Genomic DNA, 15,211 nt, shown 5'->3' with positions numbered 1-15,211 from the left:
CCTCACCGGGCCGCCGGCCGGTCGTTCCGGGGCAGCTTGATGGACGTCTGCGGTTCATCGGTCATGGGCGGCACCACGTCCTGCGGCGGGTCGTCGGGCTCCGGCTCGGACGACTCGTCCGGGTACCCGTCCGTGGGGCTGTCGGAGGGCACGCCGGTGGGCGTCGGGCAGCGCGTCTCCCCGGGCGACCGGGCGGGTACGCCGACGCCGCCCGCCGGCTCGCCGGGCGGCGTCGGCAGGGCGGGCGTCGGGCAGTCCCCGGGCGGCAGGGGGCGCGACGGTGTCGGTTCCGCCGGCTTCTCGGGCCGCGCGGACTTCTTCGGTGCCCGCGGCTCCTCGGTACCGGTCGGCGGCGCCTCGGGGAGCGGCCCTGTGATGTCGGTGCCGGGGCCGTAGGGCGGCGGCACCGCGGGGGCGCGGTCCCCGGCGCCCTCGTCGCCCGAGGGCCGCGCGATCCACGCCTGATGCTGCTCATCCACGATCACCAGCTCGGGGACTGGCCGGGCCGCGGGCTCGATCACGACGGTCCGCGCCGGGTCGAACCCCTCCCACCGCTCGCCCTTGCCGGCCGTGGCCCCCGCCCCCCGGGCCGGCGGGTCCAGGGGGTTGCCGCAGGCGCAGCGGACGCGCGGGACGCCGCGGCCGTCGACCATGACCGCGGTGCCCGCCTGGAGCACGGACTGGAACGCCGTGACGGAGCCCGCGCGGAAGCCGTGCGCGGTGACCAGCGTGTCGGCGCGCAGCAGGACGGGGGTCAGGGCCCGCAGGAAGGCGGGGACCTGGCCGGGGGCGACCGAGACGGTGCGCGCGAATGCCTCTTCCCTGGCCGGGTCGGCGGCAAGCATGCGGATCTGGGTCTCGACGTCGCAGGACGGGACGGCGCGCGTTCCACCGTAGAGGCCGGGCGTCGATCCGGTGCGCGTGAGCGGCTTCCCGTCGCCGGGGGCCGACGTGGAGCGGTCACCGGAGCGTGTACCCGGCGCCGCGCCGGGCTCGCTCGCCGTGGAACCGGTGAACGGGGACGGTCCGGGATCGGCGGCCGGCTGGAGGAGGACGTCGTCGTCGGCCGTCCCGGCGGGCGGGGAGGCGTCCGGGGCGCAGCCCGCGGCGAGGAGGAGGCCGACGGGGAGGAGGGCGGACACGGTGCGTCGCAGACGTATGCGTGGGTGCACGAAGGGGTCTCCTGCCTGGTCACCGGTCTCCCGGTTCGCTCCCCTCATGTCTGCCGCACTTCCCGTTCCGCCGCAAACGGACGGCGCTCCGGGCACGTCCCGCGCCCAGGGGGCCGCGGGCCGATACTGGTAGCGATGGAGTGGTTCACCGCAGACGGTTACTGGCTGGGCCGGCTGGTCTTCCAGAAGGCCCTTGCCGTCATCTACCTGGCCGCCTTCCTCACCGCCGCGCTCCAGTTCCGGGCGCTGATCGGCGAGCGCGGCATGCTGCCCGCCCCCGGCGTCCTGCGGCGCACGACCTGGCGCACCGCCCCGGGCCTCTTCCGCCTCCACTACTCCGACCGCTCCTTCACCGCGGTCGCCTGGACGGGCTGCGCCCTCGCCGTCGCGCTCGTCGCGGGCGTGGACAACCGGGTGCCGCTGGGGGCGGCGATGGCGCTGTGGGCCCTGCCGTGGCTGCTGTATCTGTCGATCGTGCAGGTCGGCGGTGTCTGGTACGGCTTCGGCTGGGAGTCGCTGCTCCTGGAGACGGGCTTCCTCGCCGTCTTCCTGGGCAACGCGGGCACGGCGCCACCGGTGCTCGTGCTGTGGCTGCTGCGGTGGCTGCTCTTCCGGCTGGAGTTCGGCGCCGGGCTCATCAAGTGGCGCGGTGACGCCTGCTGGCGGAAGCTGACGTGCCTGGACTTCCATCACGAGACCCAGCCGATGCCCGGGCCCCTGAGCTGGTTCTTCCACCGTCTCCCCCGGCCCGTGCACCGTATGGAGGCGGCGGCCAACCATGTGACGCAGCTGCTCGTCCCGGTCCTGCTCCTCACCCCGCAGCCGGTGGCGAGCGTGGCGGCGGGCCTGATGATCGTCACGCAGTTGTGGCTGGTGCTCTCGGGGAACTTCGCCTGGCTGAACTGGCTGACCATCACGCTCGCCCTGCCGGTCATCGACTGGTCGCCGCTGTCCGAACCGCCCGCCCAGCGGGGTGCGCCGCTCTGGTACGAGGTGGTGGTGATCGCCGTGACCGCCCTGGTCCTGGCCCTCAGCTACCGCCCGGCCCGCAATCTGGTCTCCCGCCGTCAGGTGATGAACCGCTCCTTCGACCCGTTGCGCCTGGTCAACACGTACGGCGCGTTCGGCAGCGTCAGCCGGGTCCGGCTGGAGGTGGTGGTCGAGGGCACCGATGACGCGATGGTGCACCCGGGCACGGTGTGGAAGGAGTACGGCTTTTGGGGCAAGCCGGGCGATCCGCGGCGGCTGCCGCGCCAGTTCGCCCCGTACCATCTGCGGCTGGACTGGATGATGTGGTTCGCGGCGCTGTCGCCCGCGTACGCCCGTGCCTGGTTCGGCCCGTTCGTGGAGCGGCTGCTGGAGAACGACCGGGACACGCTGCGACTGCTGCGGCACAACCCGTTCCCCGGCGCCCCGCCGGCCCAGGTGCGGGCCAGGGTCTTCCGCTACCGGTTCACCACCTGGCACGAGCTGCGGGCCACCGGCTGCTGGTGGCACCGCACGTTCGTGCGCGACTTCCTGCGGCCGACCAGGAGGTAGCGGCTGGTGCCCTGCCCGGCGGACCTTCCCGGGCCCGGGAAGGTCCGCCGGGCAGAACCTAGTTGTCGTTCTCGCGGGCGCGCAGCAGCCGGGTGATCTGCTTGACCAGTTCGTCGTCGCTCTCCACCCGCTTGCCGGAGACCAGTGCGCCCAGACGCTCGGCGGTCTGGAAGTCGTACGCCCGCTCCACCTCCTCGCCCGGGACGTTGCCGTACTCCTCCTTCGCCCGGAAGCCGACGGTCACGTCGACGGCCTTGGCGATGATCCAGGTGAGGATGAACGAGAAGGCGATCATGGAGACGATGGCGACGAGCTGCTTGCCGAGCAGGCCCCAGCCGCCGCCGTAGAAAAGGCCCTCCTTGCCGCTGACGCGCGCGGTGGCGAAGAGCCCGACCATGATCAGGCCGATCAGACCGCCGACCCCGTGCACACCCACCACGTCGAGCGTGTCGTCCACGTTGAAGCGGAACTTCAGCGTGATCGCGAAGGCGCTCACCGCGCCGACGACGAGGCCGGTGATCACCGCGCCGAGCGTGTTGATCTCGCCGCACGCCGGGGTGATGGCGACCATGCCGGCGACGGCGGACGAGACGACGCCCATGGTGGTGACCCGTCCGGTGCGCCACTTCTCCACCAGCGGCCAGGTCACCATGGCGCCCGCGGCCCCGAGCTGGGTGTTGATGAAGGCGGCGGCGGCCGTGCCCTGGTCGGTGAGCGCGGAGCCGGAGTTGAAGCCGAACCAGCCGAACCACAGGAGCCCGACGCCGACGACCACGAGCGGGATGTTGTTGGGGCGCTCCTCACGGCGGGCGAAGTCGCGCGGTGCGCGCAGCACCAGGGCGACGGCGAGCCCGGCGACCCCGGAGTTGAGCTCCACCGGCAGGCCGCCGGCGAAGTCGAGGGCGCCGAGGTGCTTCACGATCCAGCCGTCCTTGTCGAACACCCAGTGCGCGGCGGGAATGTAGACGATCAGCAGCCACAGCACGACGAAGACGAGCCAACCTCTCATCGTGGCACGGTCGGCGATCGAGCCGCTGATCAGCGCCACGGTGATGATGGCGAAGCCCATCTGGAAGGTGCTGTAGATGTACGTGGGGATGGCACCGCTCAGCGTGTTCAGCTGGATGCCCTTCATGAACACGTGGTCGAGGTTCCCGATCAGCCCGGCACCTCCCACGTCGGGCCCGAACGCCAGGGTGTATCCGATGACCCACCAGACGAGGGTGCCGAAGGCCAGGGCGGCGAAGCTCATCTTGATCATCATGAGCACGTGCCGGGTGCGCACCATGCCGCCGTAGAAGAACGCGAGTCCGGGCGTCATGAGCAGGACCATGGCGGTGGCGGCGAGCAGCCAGGCGGTGTCCCCGGAGTCGTACGCGGCCGGCATGGGCGCGGGAGCGGTGATCATCGGCGGTCCCTCGTGTGGGGGTGGGGGGGCGGGGGGCTACGGTTTGCGCAGGTCCGGCGGCGGGTGGCCGGTGAGCAGCCGGCGTACGGCGTGCCAGGCGGCCCGGTGCGCGGCGGCGACCCGGATCGGGCTGTCGTCGAGCAGCCGCACCCAGGCGCCGCAGTCCCGGGGCAGCACGCTCACCCCGTACAGGACGCCGAGTGGGGCGAGCGCCTCGTGCAGGGTGTCGGCGAGGCCGGTGGCCGGGACGCGGTCGGTCACGGCGAAGAGCGAGGCGACGTGGTCGTGCCCGGCGAACACCCCGGGCCCGAGCACACCGTGGCCCGTCCTTCCGGGGGCCAGGCGCAGGGTGTCGACGGCGAGGAGGGTGCCGTCGGGCCTGCTGACGCGCAGGTCGGTGGCGAGCGTCCGGTAGGCGTGGCGCTCGCCCCGGGCGAGCCGGCCCGCGGTGAGGGTGTCGCCGACGAGGACCGTGGCGCCGGGTGCGACGGTGACCTCGGTGCGCTGGTAGAAGCGCGCGTCCTCGAACGGGATCATCGGGTCGGGCAGGTACTCGACGTAGCTGCCGGCCTCGGCCGTCAGGTGCACCCGCTGGCTCGCGTAGTCGTGCTCCATCTTGAAGACCTTGGTGGCGGCCTGGGTGGTCAGGTGGACCTGGGTGTCCGGGCCGCAGCGGAAGTCCATGCGGTAGCGGTCGGCCTGGGCGATGCCGCCGCCGGTCGCCATCAGATAGACGTAGGCCATGCCGGGCATCGCGGGGTCGATCCACAGCGGCCGCATGATCTGCAGCGGGGTCTTCTGGTAGCGCCCGACGAGTTCGGTGCGCTCGCCCCGTACGGCGAAGTCGAGGTCGAGGATGCCGACCTTGGCCGGCGAGCCGGGCGCCAGCGTGTCCGGGACGGAGGCGAGGGCCGCCACGTCCGGGGGGACGCGGACGGCGGTGTAGTACTCCTCGGCGAGCCGGCCTGCCTTCGGCCGTTGCGGGGCGAGCGGCATGTCAGATCAGCACCTTGCGGCGCGATTCGAGGTAGCCGGCGATCTCGTCGATGCCGACGCCGGTCAGGCAGTCGGTGAGGACGACGGGGCCATCCCCGCGGACCCGGTGGGCGTCGGACTCCATGACGCCGATGTCCGTGCGCACGTACTGCGCGATGTCGATCTTGTTGATGACCAGGAGGTCGGAGTCGGTGATGCCGGGGCCGCGCTTGCGGGGCATCTTCTCGCCCTCGGCGGTGTCCAGCACGAAGAGGAACAGGTCGACCAGGGCCGGGCTGAACGTCAGGGTGAGGTTGTCGCCGCCGGACTCGTACAGCAGCGTGTCGGTGTCCGGGAAGCGCTCCAGCATCTCGGCGCCGGCCGCCAGGTTCATCGTGGGGTCGTCGCGCACGGCGGTGTGCGGGCAGGCGCCCGTCTCGACGCCGACGACGCGCTCGGGTTCGAGGACGCCGGCCAGCGTGCGACGGACGTGCTGGGCGTCCTCCTGGGTGTAGATGTCGTTGGTGATGACGGCGGGGCGGTGGCCGCGTTCGATCAGTACGGGCACCAGCGCCTCGATGAGCGCGGTCTTGCCGGAACCGACGGGTCCGCCGATGCCGACCCGCAGTACGTTGTCGTCCATGGTGCTCCCTGGTGAGTGGTGGGGGTGGGTTCAGCTCGCGAAGAGCCGGGCCTCGGCGCGTTCGTGACGGCCCGACATGACGTCCGAGGCGAAGACGGTGGCGCCGACGTCGTCCAGTTCCCTGCGCAGCGCCGCGTCGACGGCCGTCTCGATGACCGGCGCCGCGCCCCTGAGCAGGGTCTGCGCCGTGCGGTGGTCGGTCAGCCGCAGCCGCAGGGCGGCGCCCGCGAAGCTGACGCAGAACGCGAACAGGTCGGCGGCGACGGCCTGGCGGACCGGGACGCCGGTCGCCGCGTAGACGACCCCGGCCGCCACCGCCTGGGTGCCGGGGGCCTCACGGCGTACGACCCGGCCGAAGTAGTCGCCGATCTCCGGCCGGCCGAAGACCTCGTGGCCGAGGTCCAGGAGCTGGCGCCCGGTCCGCGTGGCGGCCTGGCGCATCTCGCGGCCCAGCTTCGTGGCGAACAGGTGCTCGTCGATCCTGACGACGGCCTCCACGTCGCCCGCGGCGGTCGCCCGGTGGGCGAGGGCGAGCGCGGTGGCGTCGGCGGGACCGACGCCGTGCAGCAGCAGGTCCTTGAGCAGCAGCGGCAGGCTCGCGGCGTCCACGGCGCCCGCCTGGGCGAAGCCCTCCAGGCTGTGCGAGAGCGTGTAGAAGCCGCTCGGGAACGCGGAGTCGGTCAGCTGGAGGCTGACCAGCAGCGGTCCCAGGCCCACGGCGGCCGTGGTCCCCGCCGGGCCGGGTTCGCCCGCGATGTCGCCTTCCTTGCGGTACATCGGCCCTAGACCAGGAAGTAGAGGTGGTTGAGGGGCAGCGTCTCGGCCGGGTCGATGGTGGCGACCTTGCCGTTGAGCGTCACCTTGAACGTCTCCGGGTCGACCTGGACGTCCGGCAGGACGTCGTTGCGGACCATGTTGTGCTTGCCGATGGTGCGGGTGCGGCGCACGGGCAGGACCTTGCGTTCCAGGCCGAGCGTCTCCGGCACGCCCGCGGCGATGCCCGCCTGCGACATGAACGTGGCGTGGGTGGCCTGGAGCGCCTTGCCGTACTGCCCGAACATCGGCCGGTAGGTGACCGGCTGCGGGGTCGGCAGCGAGGCGTTGGGGTCGCCCATCTGGGCCCAGGAGACGAGGCCGCCCTTGATGACCATCTTCGGCTTGGCGGCGAAGGAGTGGATGGGCCAGAGCACGATGTCGGCGAGCTTGCCCTTCTCGATCGAGCCCACGTAGTCGGAGATGCCCGTGGCGATGGCGGGGTTGATGGTGACCTTGGCGAGGTAGCGCAGCACCCGCTGGTTGTCGTTGCGCTCCGAGTCGCTCTCCAGCACACCCAGCTTGTCCTTGCAGTGGTGCGCGGTCTGGAAGGCCCGGGTCACGGACTCGCCGATGCGGCCCATCGCCTGGGAGTCGGAGGAGAACATGCTGATGACGCCGAGGTCGTGCAGCACGGACTCGGCGGCGATCGTCTCGGCCCGGACCCGGCTGTCGGCGAAGGAGACGTCCTCGGGGATGTCGTGGCTGAGGTGGTGGCAGACCATCACCATGTCGAGGAGTTCGTCCACCGAGTTCTTGGTGTACGGCAGCGTCGGGTTGGTCGAGGACGGCAGGATGTTCGGCTCGCCGGTGACCCGCAGGATGTCGGGGGCGTGGCCGCCGCCCGCGCCCTCGCTGTGGAAGGTGTGGATGGCACGGCCGTCGATGGCGGAACGGGTGTCCTCGAAGAACCCGCCCTCGTTCAGGCTGTCGGTGTGGATGGCCACCTGGACGTCGTGCTCGTCCGCGACGTTCAGCGCGTTGTCGATCACGGCCGGGGTGGAGCCCCAGTCCTCGTGCACCTTGAGCGCGCAGGCGCCCGCGACGATCTGCTCCTCGAGCGCCCCCGGCAGGCTGCCGTTGCCCTTGCCCATGATGCCGAGGTTCACCGGCAGGGTCTCCGCCGCCTGGAGGAGCAGGCTGATGTTGTACGGGCCGGGGGTGCAGGTGGTGCCGTTGGAGCCGTCCGTGGGGCCGGTGCCGCCGCCGATGAGGGTGGTGATGCCGTTGGTCAGCGCCTGTTCGGCCTGTTGCGGGGCGATGAGGTGGACGTGGGTGTCGATGGCGCCGGCGGTGGCGATCAGGTGCTCGCCGGCGATGGCCTCAGTGCCGGGTCCGATGACCAGGTCCGGGTCGACGTTGTTCTGCGTCTGCGGGTTGCCGGACTTGCCGATGCCGACGATGAAGCCGTTCTTGATGCCGATGTCGCACTTGACGACGCCCACCATGGGGTCGATGACGACCACGTTGGTGATGACGGTGTCGAGCGCGCCCTGGGCGGCGGTGGCCTGCGGGTCGGACGCCATGCCGTCGCGCATGGTCTTGCCGCCGCCGTAGAGGACCTCATCGCCGTACAGGCCCTCGCTGTAGTCCTTCTCGACCTCGACGACGAGGTTGGTGTCGGCGAGGTGGAAGCGGTCGCCGACCGTCGGGCCGAACATGTCGGTGTACTGCTTGCGCGGCAGGATGGGCATCAGCGCGAACCCTTCTTCTTGTCCTTGGCGGCCTTGGAATCCTTGGACCCGCTCTTGCCGGAGCCCTTGTGCTCCTCCTTGGAGCCGTCCTCGGCGCTCATGGCGGCGGGAGTGCTCTGCGCACCCTGGTAGCCGCGTTCGATGGCCTTGCGGACGGCTTCGACGCGCGCGGGGTGGGAGGCGAGGCTCCCGTTGAGCAGCCCGCTGAAGCCGGTGAGCCGGCCGGTTCCGGCGTACGCGCAGAGCTCGACCTCGCGCGAACCGCCGGGCTCGAACCGTACGGAGGTGCCCGCGGCGATGTTGAGGTGCATGCCGAGCGTCGCCTCGCGGTCGAAGGAGAGCGCCGAGTTGACCTCGAAGAAGTGGTAGTGCGATCCGATCTGCACGGCCCGGTCGCCGGTGTTGCTCACGGTGACCTTCAGCGTGCGGCGGCCCGCGTTGAGCTCGATGGGGTCCTTGCCGTACAGATACTTCTGACGGAACGTCATGCGATGCTCCCGATGACTCGGTCCGCTCCATCGGCGGACGGGTGGTGGTGCCGGTGCTCGTGGCCGTGGCCGTGCGGGTGGCTGTGACTGTGGCCGTGCTCGTGGCCCTCGCCCGGTGGGTGGGTGTGGGCGTGGCCGTGGTGGTCGGCGGCGGAGAGCCCGGCCGCGATGCCGTCGTCGCCGTGCTCGGCCCAGCGCCGCCGGGCGTCGGCCACCCGCTCGTCCAGCACCCGGCGCAGCGCGGAGGCCGGCATGAGGGGGCCCGCGCTCTCGGCGGGCACGGGCGGCGCGCCCCCGGCGTCCACGGGTGCGAACGAGGCCGGCAGCAGCGCCACGCGGTCCGCGCCGAGCAGCGCACAGCGCCGTACGCCCTCGGCAGGGTCCGGGGCGCCCCCGTCGAACGCGACCTCGACCAGGGCGTGGCGGCCGTAGCGGCGTACGAGCGCGGCGACGCGGTACAACTCGGCGTCCTCGAAGGGGTCGCCCGCAGGGGCGGTGACGAGGAGCGCGGAGTCGTCGGCCACCCGGCCGGCGGCGGCCCGCAGCCAGGCGACGAGGTGCTGGGCGGTGCCGAAGGGTTCGGCGAGCAGCGTGGTGCCGGGCCCGGCACCGGGGACCGCGCGCAGGGTGCGGGCGGTGTCGGCGACGAGACCGGGTTCGCGGCCCAGCGTCATGGGGACGACCACACCGGCCTCGCCCCGGCGCAGGTGCGCGGCGACGGCCCGGAAGAGCGCCCGCCCGCTGGAGACGATGCTCACGCGCGGGTCCAGGCGTCCTTCCAGCGCACGTCCGTACGCGGCCTCGTGGCCGCACACGGCGATGACGGCCCCGCTTTTGGCCATGGGTCAGCCACCGATGGGGTCGTGGCAGGAGACGAGCTTGGTGCCGTCCACGAAGGACGCCTCGACTTGGAGGAGGCCGAGCATTTCCCGTACGCCGTCCATGGTGTCGGCCTCGCCCACGACGTGGCGGCCCAGTTCCATGCAGTCCGCGACGCTCTTGCCGTCGCGGGCGGCTTCGAGGATCGCCTCGGTGATCAGCGCGACCGACTCGCTGTAGTTGAGCTTGAGGCCGCGGTCCTGGCGCTTTCGGGCCAGGTCGGCCACGACGTAGACGAGCAGTTTGTCGATCTCGCGAGGGGCGAGGTTCATCGTGGGTACCTTCCTCGGGATGGTGCGGTGGGAGGGCGAGGGCGGAGGGCCCGGTGGGCCCCGGGCCCTGTCAGTCGCTGCGGCGCAGGCGCGGCAGCAGGGGCACGGCCGCCAGCAGCGTCCAGGTGGTGAGGATGAACGGCCAGGTGAAGGTGTGGCCGCCGAAGGGTTTGAAGAAGGACGTCAGGGCCGCGGTGAGGCCCGTGCTGACCGCCGCGCCGAACATCGCGTAGACCGCGGTCCAGACGGTGTTCGCCATGAAGACGACCCCGAGACCGATGGCGACGAGCACCGCGTTGTAGCCGTAGATACCGTTGGCGATCAGGTCGGTCGGCGCGCCCAGCAGCCAGGCGGTGATGATGCCGACGATGCTGCCGGCCGCCGCGTAGAGCACGACGCGCAGGCCGGCCAGGGCGAGTCCGACGAGCATGATCAGCCCGACGTACCAGCTCTCGACGAGGAAGACCTGCGAGACGTTGTTGAAGAAGGCGTGCCACAGGTCGTTCCAGGTGATCCCGGTGTCGCCGCTCGTCGTACTGGACACGGCGGCCGGGGCGCCGTGCCAGACGCGGTCGAACGACGGCGCGCCCACCACCATCACCCCGGAGACCAGGCAGAACGGCGCGGTCATGGGCGTGAGTCTGTACGGCGTGAGGAAGGTGGCGAGGGTCGCCATGAGGATGACGCACAGGACGGCGCCCACGACGGTCAGCACATAGGTGGCCGGGTGGTTGCCCAGCGAGGAGACGAGGGCGATGCCGGTCAGGCAGCCGGCGAACCCCTGAACACCGAGCGCGATGCTCCCCCGGTCGACGGCCAGCACATAGGCGGCGCCGGTGGCGACCAGCGTGCCCAGCGTGGCGAACAGGCCGGTCTCCCAGCCTGCCGCCCACAAGGCGGCGAGGATCGCGGCTCCGGTGAACAGACTGGCCTGGAAGTCGACCTGGCCGAAGCCCCGCAGGGAGGCCAGGAGGTACGCGGACGGCTGGCGGCTCTCCAGCCGCCGGACGAGGTCCGGCTCGGCGAGGGGCAAGGCGTGCTCCAGCGTCTCGTCAGAAAGAGGGGTGGTTTCAGGCGTGACAGGCAGTCGCGTCATTCCTGACATATGCCATAAAGCCACATAAAAGTCTGATTATCGCGTCGAGTTGGTTTCGAATAGCCCACTCGGGTGGAGCCACGGACCACGCCGTGCATCGCGCTCGTGATCCACGGCCGTCGTCCGTACGTTCGCTGAATGCCCCAGAAGATGCAGCTGCACCGGCACTCCCACCCCGATCACCACCCGGGCGTACAGATCACGGTCGTGGCGGCCGTCGCGGTCGGCGGCGCCGCGGGAGCCGCCGCCCGGTACGGAGCCGAACGCCTGTGGCCGACCGGGACCTTCGCCTTCCCGTGGACGATCCTGCTGGTCAACACGGTGGGGTGTTTCCTGATGGGAATCCTGATGGTCACGCTGAAGCTGCGCTTCCCCGGAGCGCCCCGGCTGATCAGCCCGCTGCTCGGCACCGGCGTGCTCGGCGGGTTCACCTCGTTCTCGCACTACACGGACAACGTGCGGCAGCTGTTCGAGAACCATCAGCCGGGCTATGCCGTCGGCTGCCTGGCGCTGACCGTGGCGGCGGCGCTGGCGGCCGTCACGGCGGGAGCGTTCGCGGCGCACTTCTCGTTCGGCCGCTCCTACGGGCGGCGGGGTGAGGCGTCATGACCGACTGGCTGCTCGTCCTGGCCGGCGGACTGGTCGGCGCGCCGGTGCGCTACCTCCTCGGGGTGGACGCGAAGTTCCGCCTGCACAGCGTCTTTCCGTGGGGCACCTTCGCGGCCAACGCGGGGGCCGCCCTGTTCCTCGGCTTCATCGCCGAGGCGGCGACCGACGGCGATCTGAGCACCCGGCTGAATCTGCTGCTGGCCACCGGCTTCTGCGGGGCGCTGTCGACCTGGTCGACGTTCTCCTACGAACTGCTGACGCTGAATTCGGCCCGCCGGCTCACTCTGGCCGCGGCCTACCTCCTGCTCACCGTCGGCGTCGGGCTGGGGCTCTCCTTCGGCGGGGCCGCGCTGGCGCGCGCGGTGTTCTGAGCGCGCCGCTCCACGGCGACGGGCCCCGGCCCCACCCCGAGCGGGGTGGGGCCGGGGCCCGTCGCGAGCACGCAGTACTCAGTCGATGCCGGGCAGGATGTGCGGCTCGGCGAGGTCCTCCTCGTAGCCGGCCAGACGGATCGGCGCGGACCTGGCCCAGACCTCGATGTTCTGGAGCTTCTCGCTGCCGGAACCCGGCTTTCCGTGCCGTTCGGCCGGTCGTTCCTCGTGCTTCGTCATTTCCGGTGTCGTCACCGCGCACTCCTCTGTGTCGCGTAGCCCCGGGCGTCGCCGACGCTCCGGTTCTCATTGCCGGGAATCAGCCGCCCATGGGGGGCAGGGGCAGGAACAGCTCGGTCGCGGTGGCGCCGGGTACAGGACGGGACGGCGACTTGGTTGACAAGCCTGTCCCAGGACGGTCGAGGAGGGTTTGTGGACTCCTCGATGACGTCCGTTCACATCAGAGTAACCAAATGAGCGCATCCGCGCTCGATGGAACGTGTGCCATGAGTCACTTTCAGCCACAGCATACGGAAAAGACCCGGCCAGTAGCATTCCGTCCGGGTCTCCGTCGAGCACGTGCACCGCGCTCCCGCGCTGCTACCAGTTGGCGGGGGCGTAGTCCTTGAGGAAGCAGCCGTACAGGGCCTCGCCCGCCTCGCCGCGCACGATCGGGTCGTAGACCCGGGCTGCGCCGTCGACCAGGTCGAGCGGGGCGTGGAAGCCCTCCTCCGCAAGCCGCATCTTGTCCGGGTGCGGGCGCTCGTCGGTGATCCAGCCGGTGTCGACGGCGGTCATCAGGATGCCGTCCTTCTCGAACATCTCCTGGGCGCTGGTGCGGGTCAGCATGTTCAGCGCGGCCTTGGCCATGTTGGTGTGCGGGTGTCCGGCGCCCTTGTAGCCGCGGCCGAACACGCCTTCCATCGCGGAGACGTTGACCACGTAGGAGTGCTTGGCCGCCGTCGCCGCCATGGCCGGGCGGAGCCGGCTGATCAGGATGAAGGGCGCGGTGGAGTTGCAGAGCTGGACTTCCAGCAGCTCGATCGGCTCGACCTCGTCGACTGTCTGGATCCAGCTGTTGGTGTCGTGCAGGTCCGGGACGAGCCCGCCCGCGTCGATCGCGGTGCCGGCGGCGATCCGGGCCGGCGAGGCGGAACCCGTGACCAGGGCCAGCTCCGTGACGTCCTGCGCGCTCAGCTGCTCCTCGCGCGGGGCGGGCAGCGCGGCGACGCGGTCGACGCTGCCGCTGCCGAAGGTGCCGATCACCTCCGCGGCCGGCAGTTCACCGGCGGGCAGCGGGGCGGACTCGGCGCCGACCAGCTCGCTGTATGCCTGCGGCGAGCGGCGGACCGTCTGGGCCGCGTTGTTGATCAGGATGTCCAGCGGGCCCTCGGCGGCCACCGAGTCGGCCAGCGCGACGACCTGGGCGGGATCGCGCAGGTCGATGCCGACGATCTTCAGGCGGTGGATCCACTCGTCGCTGTCCGGCATCGCCTTGAAGCGGCGGATCGCGTCGTTGGGGAAGCGCGTGGTGATCGTGGTGTGCGCGCCGTCGCGCAGCAGCCGCAGCGCGATGTACATGCCGATCTTGGCGCGGCCGCCGGTGAGCAGCGCCCGGCGCCCCGTCAGGTCGGTGCGCGCGTCGCGGCGGGCGCGGTTCTCCCGGGCGCAGTCCTGGCAGAGCTGGTGGTAGAACGCGTCGACCTCGACGTACCGCGTCTTGCACACGTAGCAGGACCGGGGCCGCTGGAGGATTCCGGCGATCTCGGCGGCGGCGGAGGAGGACGGCAGGACGCCCTGGGTCTCGTCGTCGATGCGCTCGGCCGAGCCGGTGGCGGTGGCCTCGGTCACCGCCTTGTCGTGCGCGGTCTTGGCGGCCCGGCGCTCCTGGCGGCGGCGCTGCTTCACGGTCCGGTAGACCCCGGCCGTGGCACGGCGCACGGCGATGGCGTCCGGGTGGTCGACCTCGATGGTGTCGAGTTCGTCGAGCACGCTCAGGCAGACGGCCAGCCGCTCCGGGTCGATACCGGGACCGAATGCCTCGGTTCCGGCCACGAGCTCCGGGCCGTCCTCTGTCACCGTCATTGCCGTTCCTCTGTAATCGTGCCGCTGGCCTTACTGCGGGCCGAACGCCCCGGTCAAGTTTGCCATGGTTCCCGGGCTGCTCCATTCGGGTGGGCGGCCCCGGGCGCAGAGGCGGTCGAAAAACTTTCGCGGCAGTTGCGCATGACCGCGGCGATACGGGGCAGGCGGTGTGCGAAGCACTTGGCGACAGGAGGGGTCACACATCATGGCGACCACAACGGAGCGAACCGGCGGAGTCCTCGGCGACGCGCGCACGCTTGTCGAGCAGGACGGTGCGCCGCACGGCGCCGGGACTGCGGACCTGCCGTGGATCGAGGACACCGGGAAGGTCGCTCCGAAGGACGCCCGCGCCCTGTCGAGGATGTTCCTGGACCGGCTGCAGACGCTGGAGGAGGGCACGCACGAGTACCAGTACGCGCGCAACACCCTCATCGAGATGAACCTCTCGCTCGTGCGGTACGCCGCCTCGCGCTTCCGCAACCGCGGCGGCGACGACGTCGAGGACATCATCCAGGTGGGCACGATCGGTCTGATCAAGGCCATCGACCGCTTCGACCTCTCGCGCGAGGTGGAGTTCGCCACATTCGCCGTCCCCTACATCGTCGGTGAGATCAAGCGCTTCTTCCGGGACACCACCTGGGCGGTGCACGTCCCGCGCCGGCTCCAGGAACTGCGGGTCGACCTGGCGAAGGCGAAGGAGGAGCTGTCGTCGCGGCTGGACCGCGATCCGACGGTCGCCGAGCTGGCCGCCCACCTGGACCTGCCCGAGGAGGAGATCATCGAGGGCCTGGTCGCGGCCAACGGGTACTCGGCCGGCTCCCTCGACACCCCCAGCGCGGAGACCGACTCCGGCAACGAGCAGCGGTCGTACGCCGATGTGATCGGTGAGGCCGACCCCGGCATGGAGACCGTGGAGAACCTGCACACGCTGGCGCCCCTGCTGGAGCAGCTGGACGAGCGCGAGCGCCGGATCGTCCAGATGCGCTTCGGCGACGAGATGACGCAGGCGCAGATCGGGGCGGAGCTCGGCGTCTCCCAGATGCACGTGTCCCGGCTGCTGGCCCGTATCGTCAAGCGGCTGCGGGCGGGAATGTCCGTCGAAGCCTGATAACCGCTCGGGACCCGGGTGATCCGCCCGGCTCCCGGCACTTCCCCACCCTCTTGTTA

The 15,211-nt window shown here is 71.3% G+C and carries 16 protein-coding genes; 4 read left to right on the top strand and 12 right to left on the bottom strand.

Annotated elements, in window-relative coordinates; all coding sequences use genetic code 11:
* Nucleotides 1-2 precede the first annotated feature (2 nt).
* Complete coding sequence (locus E6R18_RS05495; RefSeq protein WP_136315693.1) at nucleotides 3-1,172, bottom strand: DUF6777 domain-containing protein; 1,170 nt, start codon at nucleotides 1,170-1,172, stop codon at nucleotides 3-5.
* 135 nt (nucleotides 1,173-1,307) lie between these two features.
* Here E6R18_RS05495 and E6R18_RS05490 point away from each other — a divergent pair, with 135 nt between their 5' ends.
* Complete coding sequence (locus E6R18_RS05490) at nucleotides 1,308-2,711, top strand: lipase maturation factor family protein (protein WP_136315692.1); 1,404 nt, start codon at nucleotides 1,308-1,310, stop codon at nucleotides 2,709-2,711.
* Nucleotides 2,712-2,769: 58 nt separating this feature from the next.
* Here the strand turns inward: E6R18_RS05490 and E6R18_RS05485 are convergent, their stop codons facing one another.
* The 9 genes from E6R18_RS05485 to E6R18_RS05445 form a co-directional block, all read right to left on the bottom strand.
* Nucleotides 2,770-4,119, bottom strand: coding sequence for an ammonium transporter (locus E6R18_RS05485; RefSeq protein ID WP_136315691.1), 1,350 nt, complete (start codon nucleotides 4,117-4,119; stop codon nucleotides 2,770-2,772).
* A gap of 36 nt (nucleotides 4,120-4,155) precedes the next feature.
* The gene (locus E6R18_RS05480; RefSeq protein WP_136315690.1) at nucleotides 4,156-5,115 is read right to left on the bottom strand and encodes an urease accessory protein UreD; all 960 of its coding nucleotides are present in this window, start codon (nucleotides 5,113-5,115) and stop codon (nucleotides 4,156-4,158) included.
* A gap of 1 nt (nucleotide 5,116) precedes the next feature.
* Complete coding sequence (gene ureG / locus E6R18_RS05475) at nucleotides 5,117-5,737, bottom strand: urease accessory protein UreG (protein ID WP_136315689.1); 621 nt, start codon at nucleotides 5,735-5,737, stop codon at nucleotides 5,117-5,119.
* 30 nt (nucleotides 5,738-5,767) lie between these two features.
* Nucleotides 5,768-6,514 carry an urease accessory UreF family protein gene (locus tag E6R18_RS05470; protein WP_136315688.1) on the bottom strand — a complete coding sequence of 249 codons (747 nt, stop codon included), beginning with the start codon at nucleotides 6,512-6,514 and terminating at the stop codon, nucleotides 5,768-5,770.
* A gap of 5 nt (nucleotides 6,515-6,519) precedes the next feature.
* Nucleotides 6,520-8,244, bottom strand: a complete 1,725-nt coding sequence (gene ureC / locus E6R18_RS05465) for an urease subunit alpha (protein ID WP_136315687.1) — start codon at nucleotides 8,242-8,244, stop codon at nucleotides 6,520-6,522.
* Nucleotides 8,244-8,732: an urease subunit beta gene (locus E6R18_RS05460; RefSeq protein WP_136315686.1), complete on the bottom strand. Its 489-nt coding sequence runs from the start codon at nucleotides 8,730-8,732 to the stop codon at nucleotides 8,244-8,246. The genes ureC and E6R18_RS05460 overlap by 1 nt, the downstream gene beginning before the upstream one ends.
* Nucleotides 8,729-9,574 (bottom strand): cobalamin biosynthesis protein CbiX, encoded by an 846-nt coding sequence (locus E6R18_RS05455; RefSeq protein WP_136315685.1) that lies wholly within the window; start codon nucleotides 9,572-9,574, stop codon nucleotides 8,729-8,731. Before E6R18_RS05455 ends, E6R18_RS05460 begins: the two co-directional genes overlap by 4 nt.
* A 3-nt stretch (nucleotides 9,575-9,577) precedes the next feature.
* Nucleotides 9,578-9,883 (bottom strand): urease subunit gamma, encoded by a 306-nt coding sequence (locus E6R18_RS05450; RefSeq protein ID WP_136315684.1) that lies wholly within the window; start codon nucleotides 9,881-9,883, stop codon nucleotides 9,578-9,580.
* A gap of 70 nt (nucleotides 9,884-9,953) precedes the next feature.
* Entirely contained in the window at nucleotides 9,954-10,916 is a 963-nt protein-coding gene (locus E6R18_RS05445; protein WP_136315746.1) for an urea transporter, read from the bottom strand.
* A 201-nt stretch (nucleotides 10,917-11,117) separates the two neighbouring features.
* Between E6R18_RS05445 and E6R18_RS05440 the strand changes: the two genes are divergently transcribed.
* On the top strand, nucleotides 11,118-11,588 hold the full coding sequence (locus E6R18_RS05440; protein ID WP_136315683.1) for a CrcB family protein: 471 nt from the start codon (nucleotides 11,118-11,120) through the stop codon (nucleotides 11,586-11,588).
* Nucleotides 11,585-11,959 carry a CrcB family protein gene (locus E6R18_RS05435; RefSeq protein WP_136315682.1) on the top strand — a complete coding sequence of 125 codons (375 nt, stop codon included), beginning with the start codon at nucleotides 11,585-11,587 and terminating at the stop codon, nucleotides 11,957-11,959. The genes E6R18_RS05440 and E6R18_RS05435 overlap by 4 nt, the downstream gene beginning before the upstream one ends.
* 78 nt (nucleotides 11,960-12,037) lie before the next feature.
* Here E6R18_RS05435 and E6R18_RS33955 read toward each other — a convergent pair whose 3' ends face one another.
* On the bottom strand, nucleotides 12,038-12,214 hold the full coding sequence (locus E6R18_RS33955; RefSeq protein WP_168712277.1) for a hypothetical protein: 177 nt from the start codon (nucleotides 12,212-12,214) through the stop codon (nucleotides 12,038-12,040).
* A gap of 345 nt (nucleotides 12,215-12,559) precedes the next feature.
* Complete coding sequence (locus E6R18_RS05430; RefSeq protein WP_136315681.1) at nucleotides 12,560-14,044, bottom strand: SDR family NAD(P)-dependent oxidoreductase; 1,485 nt, start codon at nucleotides 14,042-14,044, stop codon at nucleotides 12,560-12,562.
* 205 nt (nucleotides 14,045-14,249) lie between these two features.
* On the opposite strand from E6R18_RS05430, the gene E6R18_RS05425 reads away from it, so the two are divergent.
* A complete protein-coding gene (locus E6R18_RS05425; RefSeq protein WP_136315680.1) occupies nucleotides 14,250-15,152 on the top strand; it encodes an RNA polymerase sigma factor SigF in 903 nt (300 codons plus the stop codon).
* Nucleotides 15,153-15,211: the final 59 nt, after the last annotated feature.

Origin of the sequence: Streptomyces sp. A1277 (assembly GCF_004795015.1) — a bacterium.
In the GTDB taxonomy this organism is placed as follows: domain Bacteria; phylum Actinomycetota; class Actinomycetes; order Streptomycetales; family Streptomycetaceae; genus Streptomyces.
The sequence above is the reverse complement of the archived record's forward strand: the minus strand, read 5'-3'. Positions and strand labels throughout refer to the sequence as shown.

What these genes read in the sequence shown, in the direction of transcription:
- E6R18_RS05490 (WP_136315692.1), top strand. Translation starts at nt 1,308, where the DNA reads ATGGAGTGGTTCACCGCAGACGGTTACTGGCTGGGCCGGCTGGTCTTC.
- E6R18_RS05485 (WP_136315691.1), bottom strand. Translation starts at nt 4,119, where the DNA reads ATGATCACCGCTCCCGCGCCCATGCCGGCCGCGTACGACTCCGGGGAC.
- E6R18_RS05480 (WP_136315690.1), bottom strand. Translation starts at nt 5,115, where the DNA reads ATGCCGCTCGCCCCGCAACGGCCGAAGGCAGGCCGGCTCGCCGAGGAG.
- ureG (WP_136315689.1), bottom strand. Translation starts at nt 5,737, where the DNA reads ATGGACGACAACGTACTGCGGGTCGGCATCGGCGGACCCGTCGGTTCC.
- E6R18_RS05470 (WP_136315688.1), bottom strand. Translation starts at nt 6,514, where the DNA reads ATGTACCGCAAGGAAGGCGACATCGCGGGCGAACCCGGCCCGGCGGGG.
- ureC (WP_136315687.1), bottom strand. Translation starts at nt 8,244, where the DNA reads ATGCCCATCCTGCCGCGCAAGCAGTACACCGACATGTTCGGCCCGACG.
- E6R18_RS05460 (WP_136315686.1), bottom strand. Translation starts at nt 8,732, where the DNA reads ATGACGTTCCGTCAGAAGTATCTGTACGGCAAGGACCCCATCGAGCTC.
- E6R18_RS05455 (WP_136315685.1), bottom strand. Translation starts at nt 9,574, where the DNA reads ATGGCCAAAAGCGGGGCCGTCATCGCCGTGTGCGGCCACGAGGCCGCG.
- E6R18_RS05450 (WP_136315684.1), bottom strand. Translation starts at nt 9,883, where the DNA reads ATGAACCTCGCCCCTCGCGAGATCGACAAACTGCTCGTCTACGTCGTG.
- E6R18_RS05440 (WP_136315683.1), top strand. Translation starts at nt 11,118, where the DNA reads ATGCCCCAGAAGATGCAGCTGCACCGGCACTCCCACCCCGATCACCAC.
- E6R18_RS05435 (WP_136315682.1), top strand. Translation starts at nt 11,585, where the DNA reads ATGACCGACTGGCTGCTCGTCCTGGCCGGCGGACTGGTCGGCGCGCCG.
- E6R18_RS05430 (WP_136315681.1), bottom strand. Translation starts at nt 14,044, where the DNA reads ATGACGGTGACAGAGGACGGCCCGGAGCTCGTGGCCGGAACCGAGGCA.
- E6R18_RS05425 (WP_136315680.1), top strand. Translation starts at nt 14,250, where the DNA reads ATGGCGACCACAACGGAGCGAACCGGCGGAGTCCTCGGCGACGCGCGC.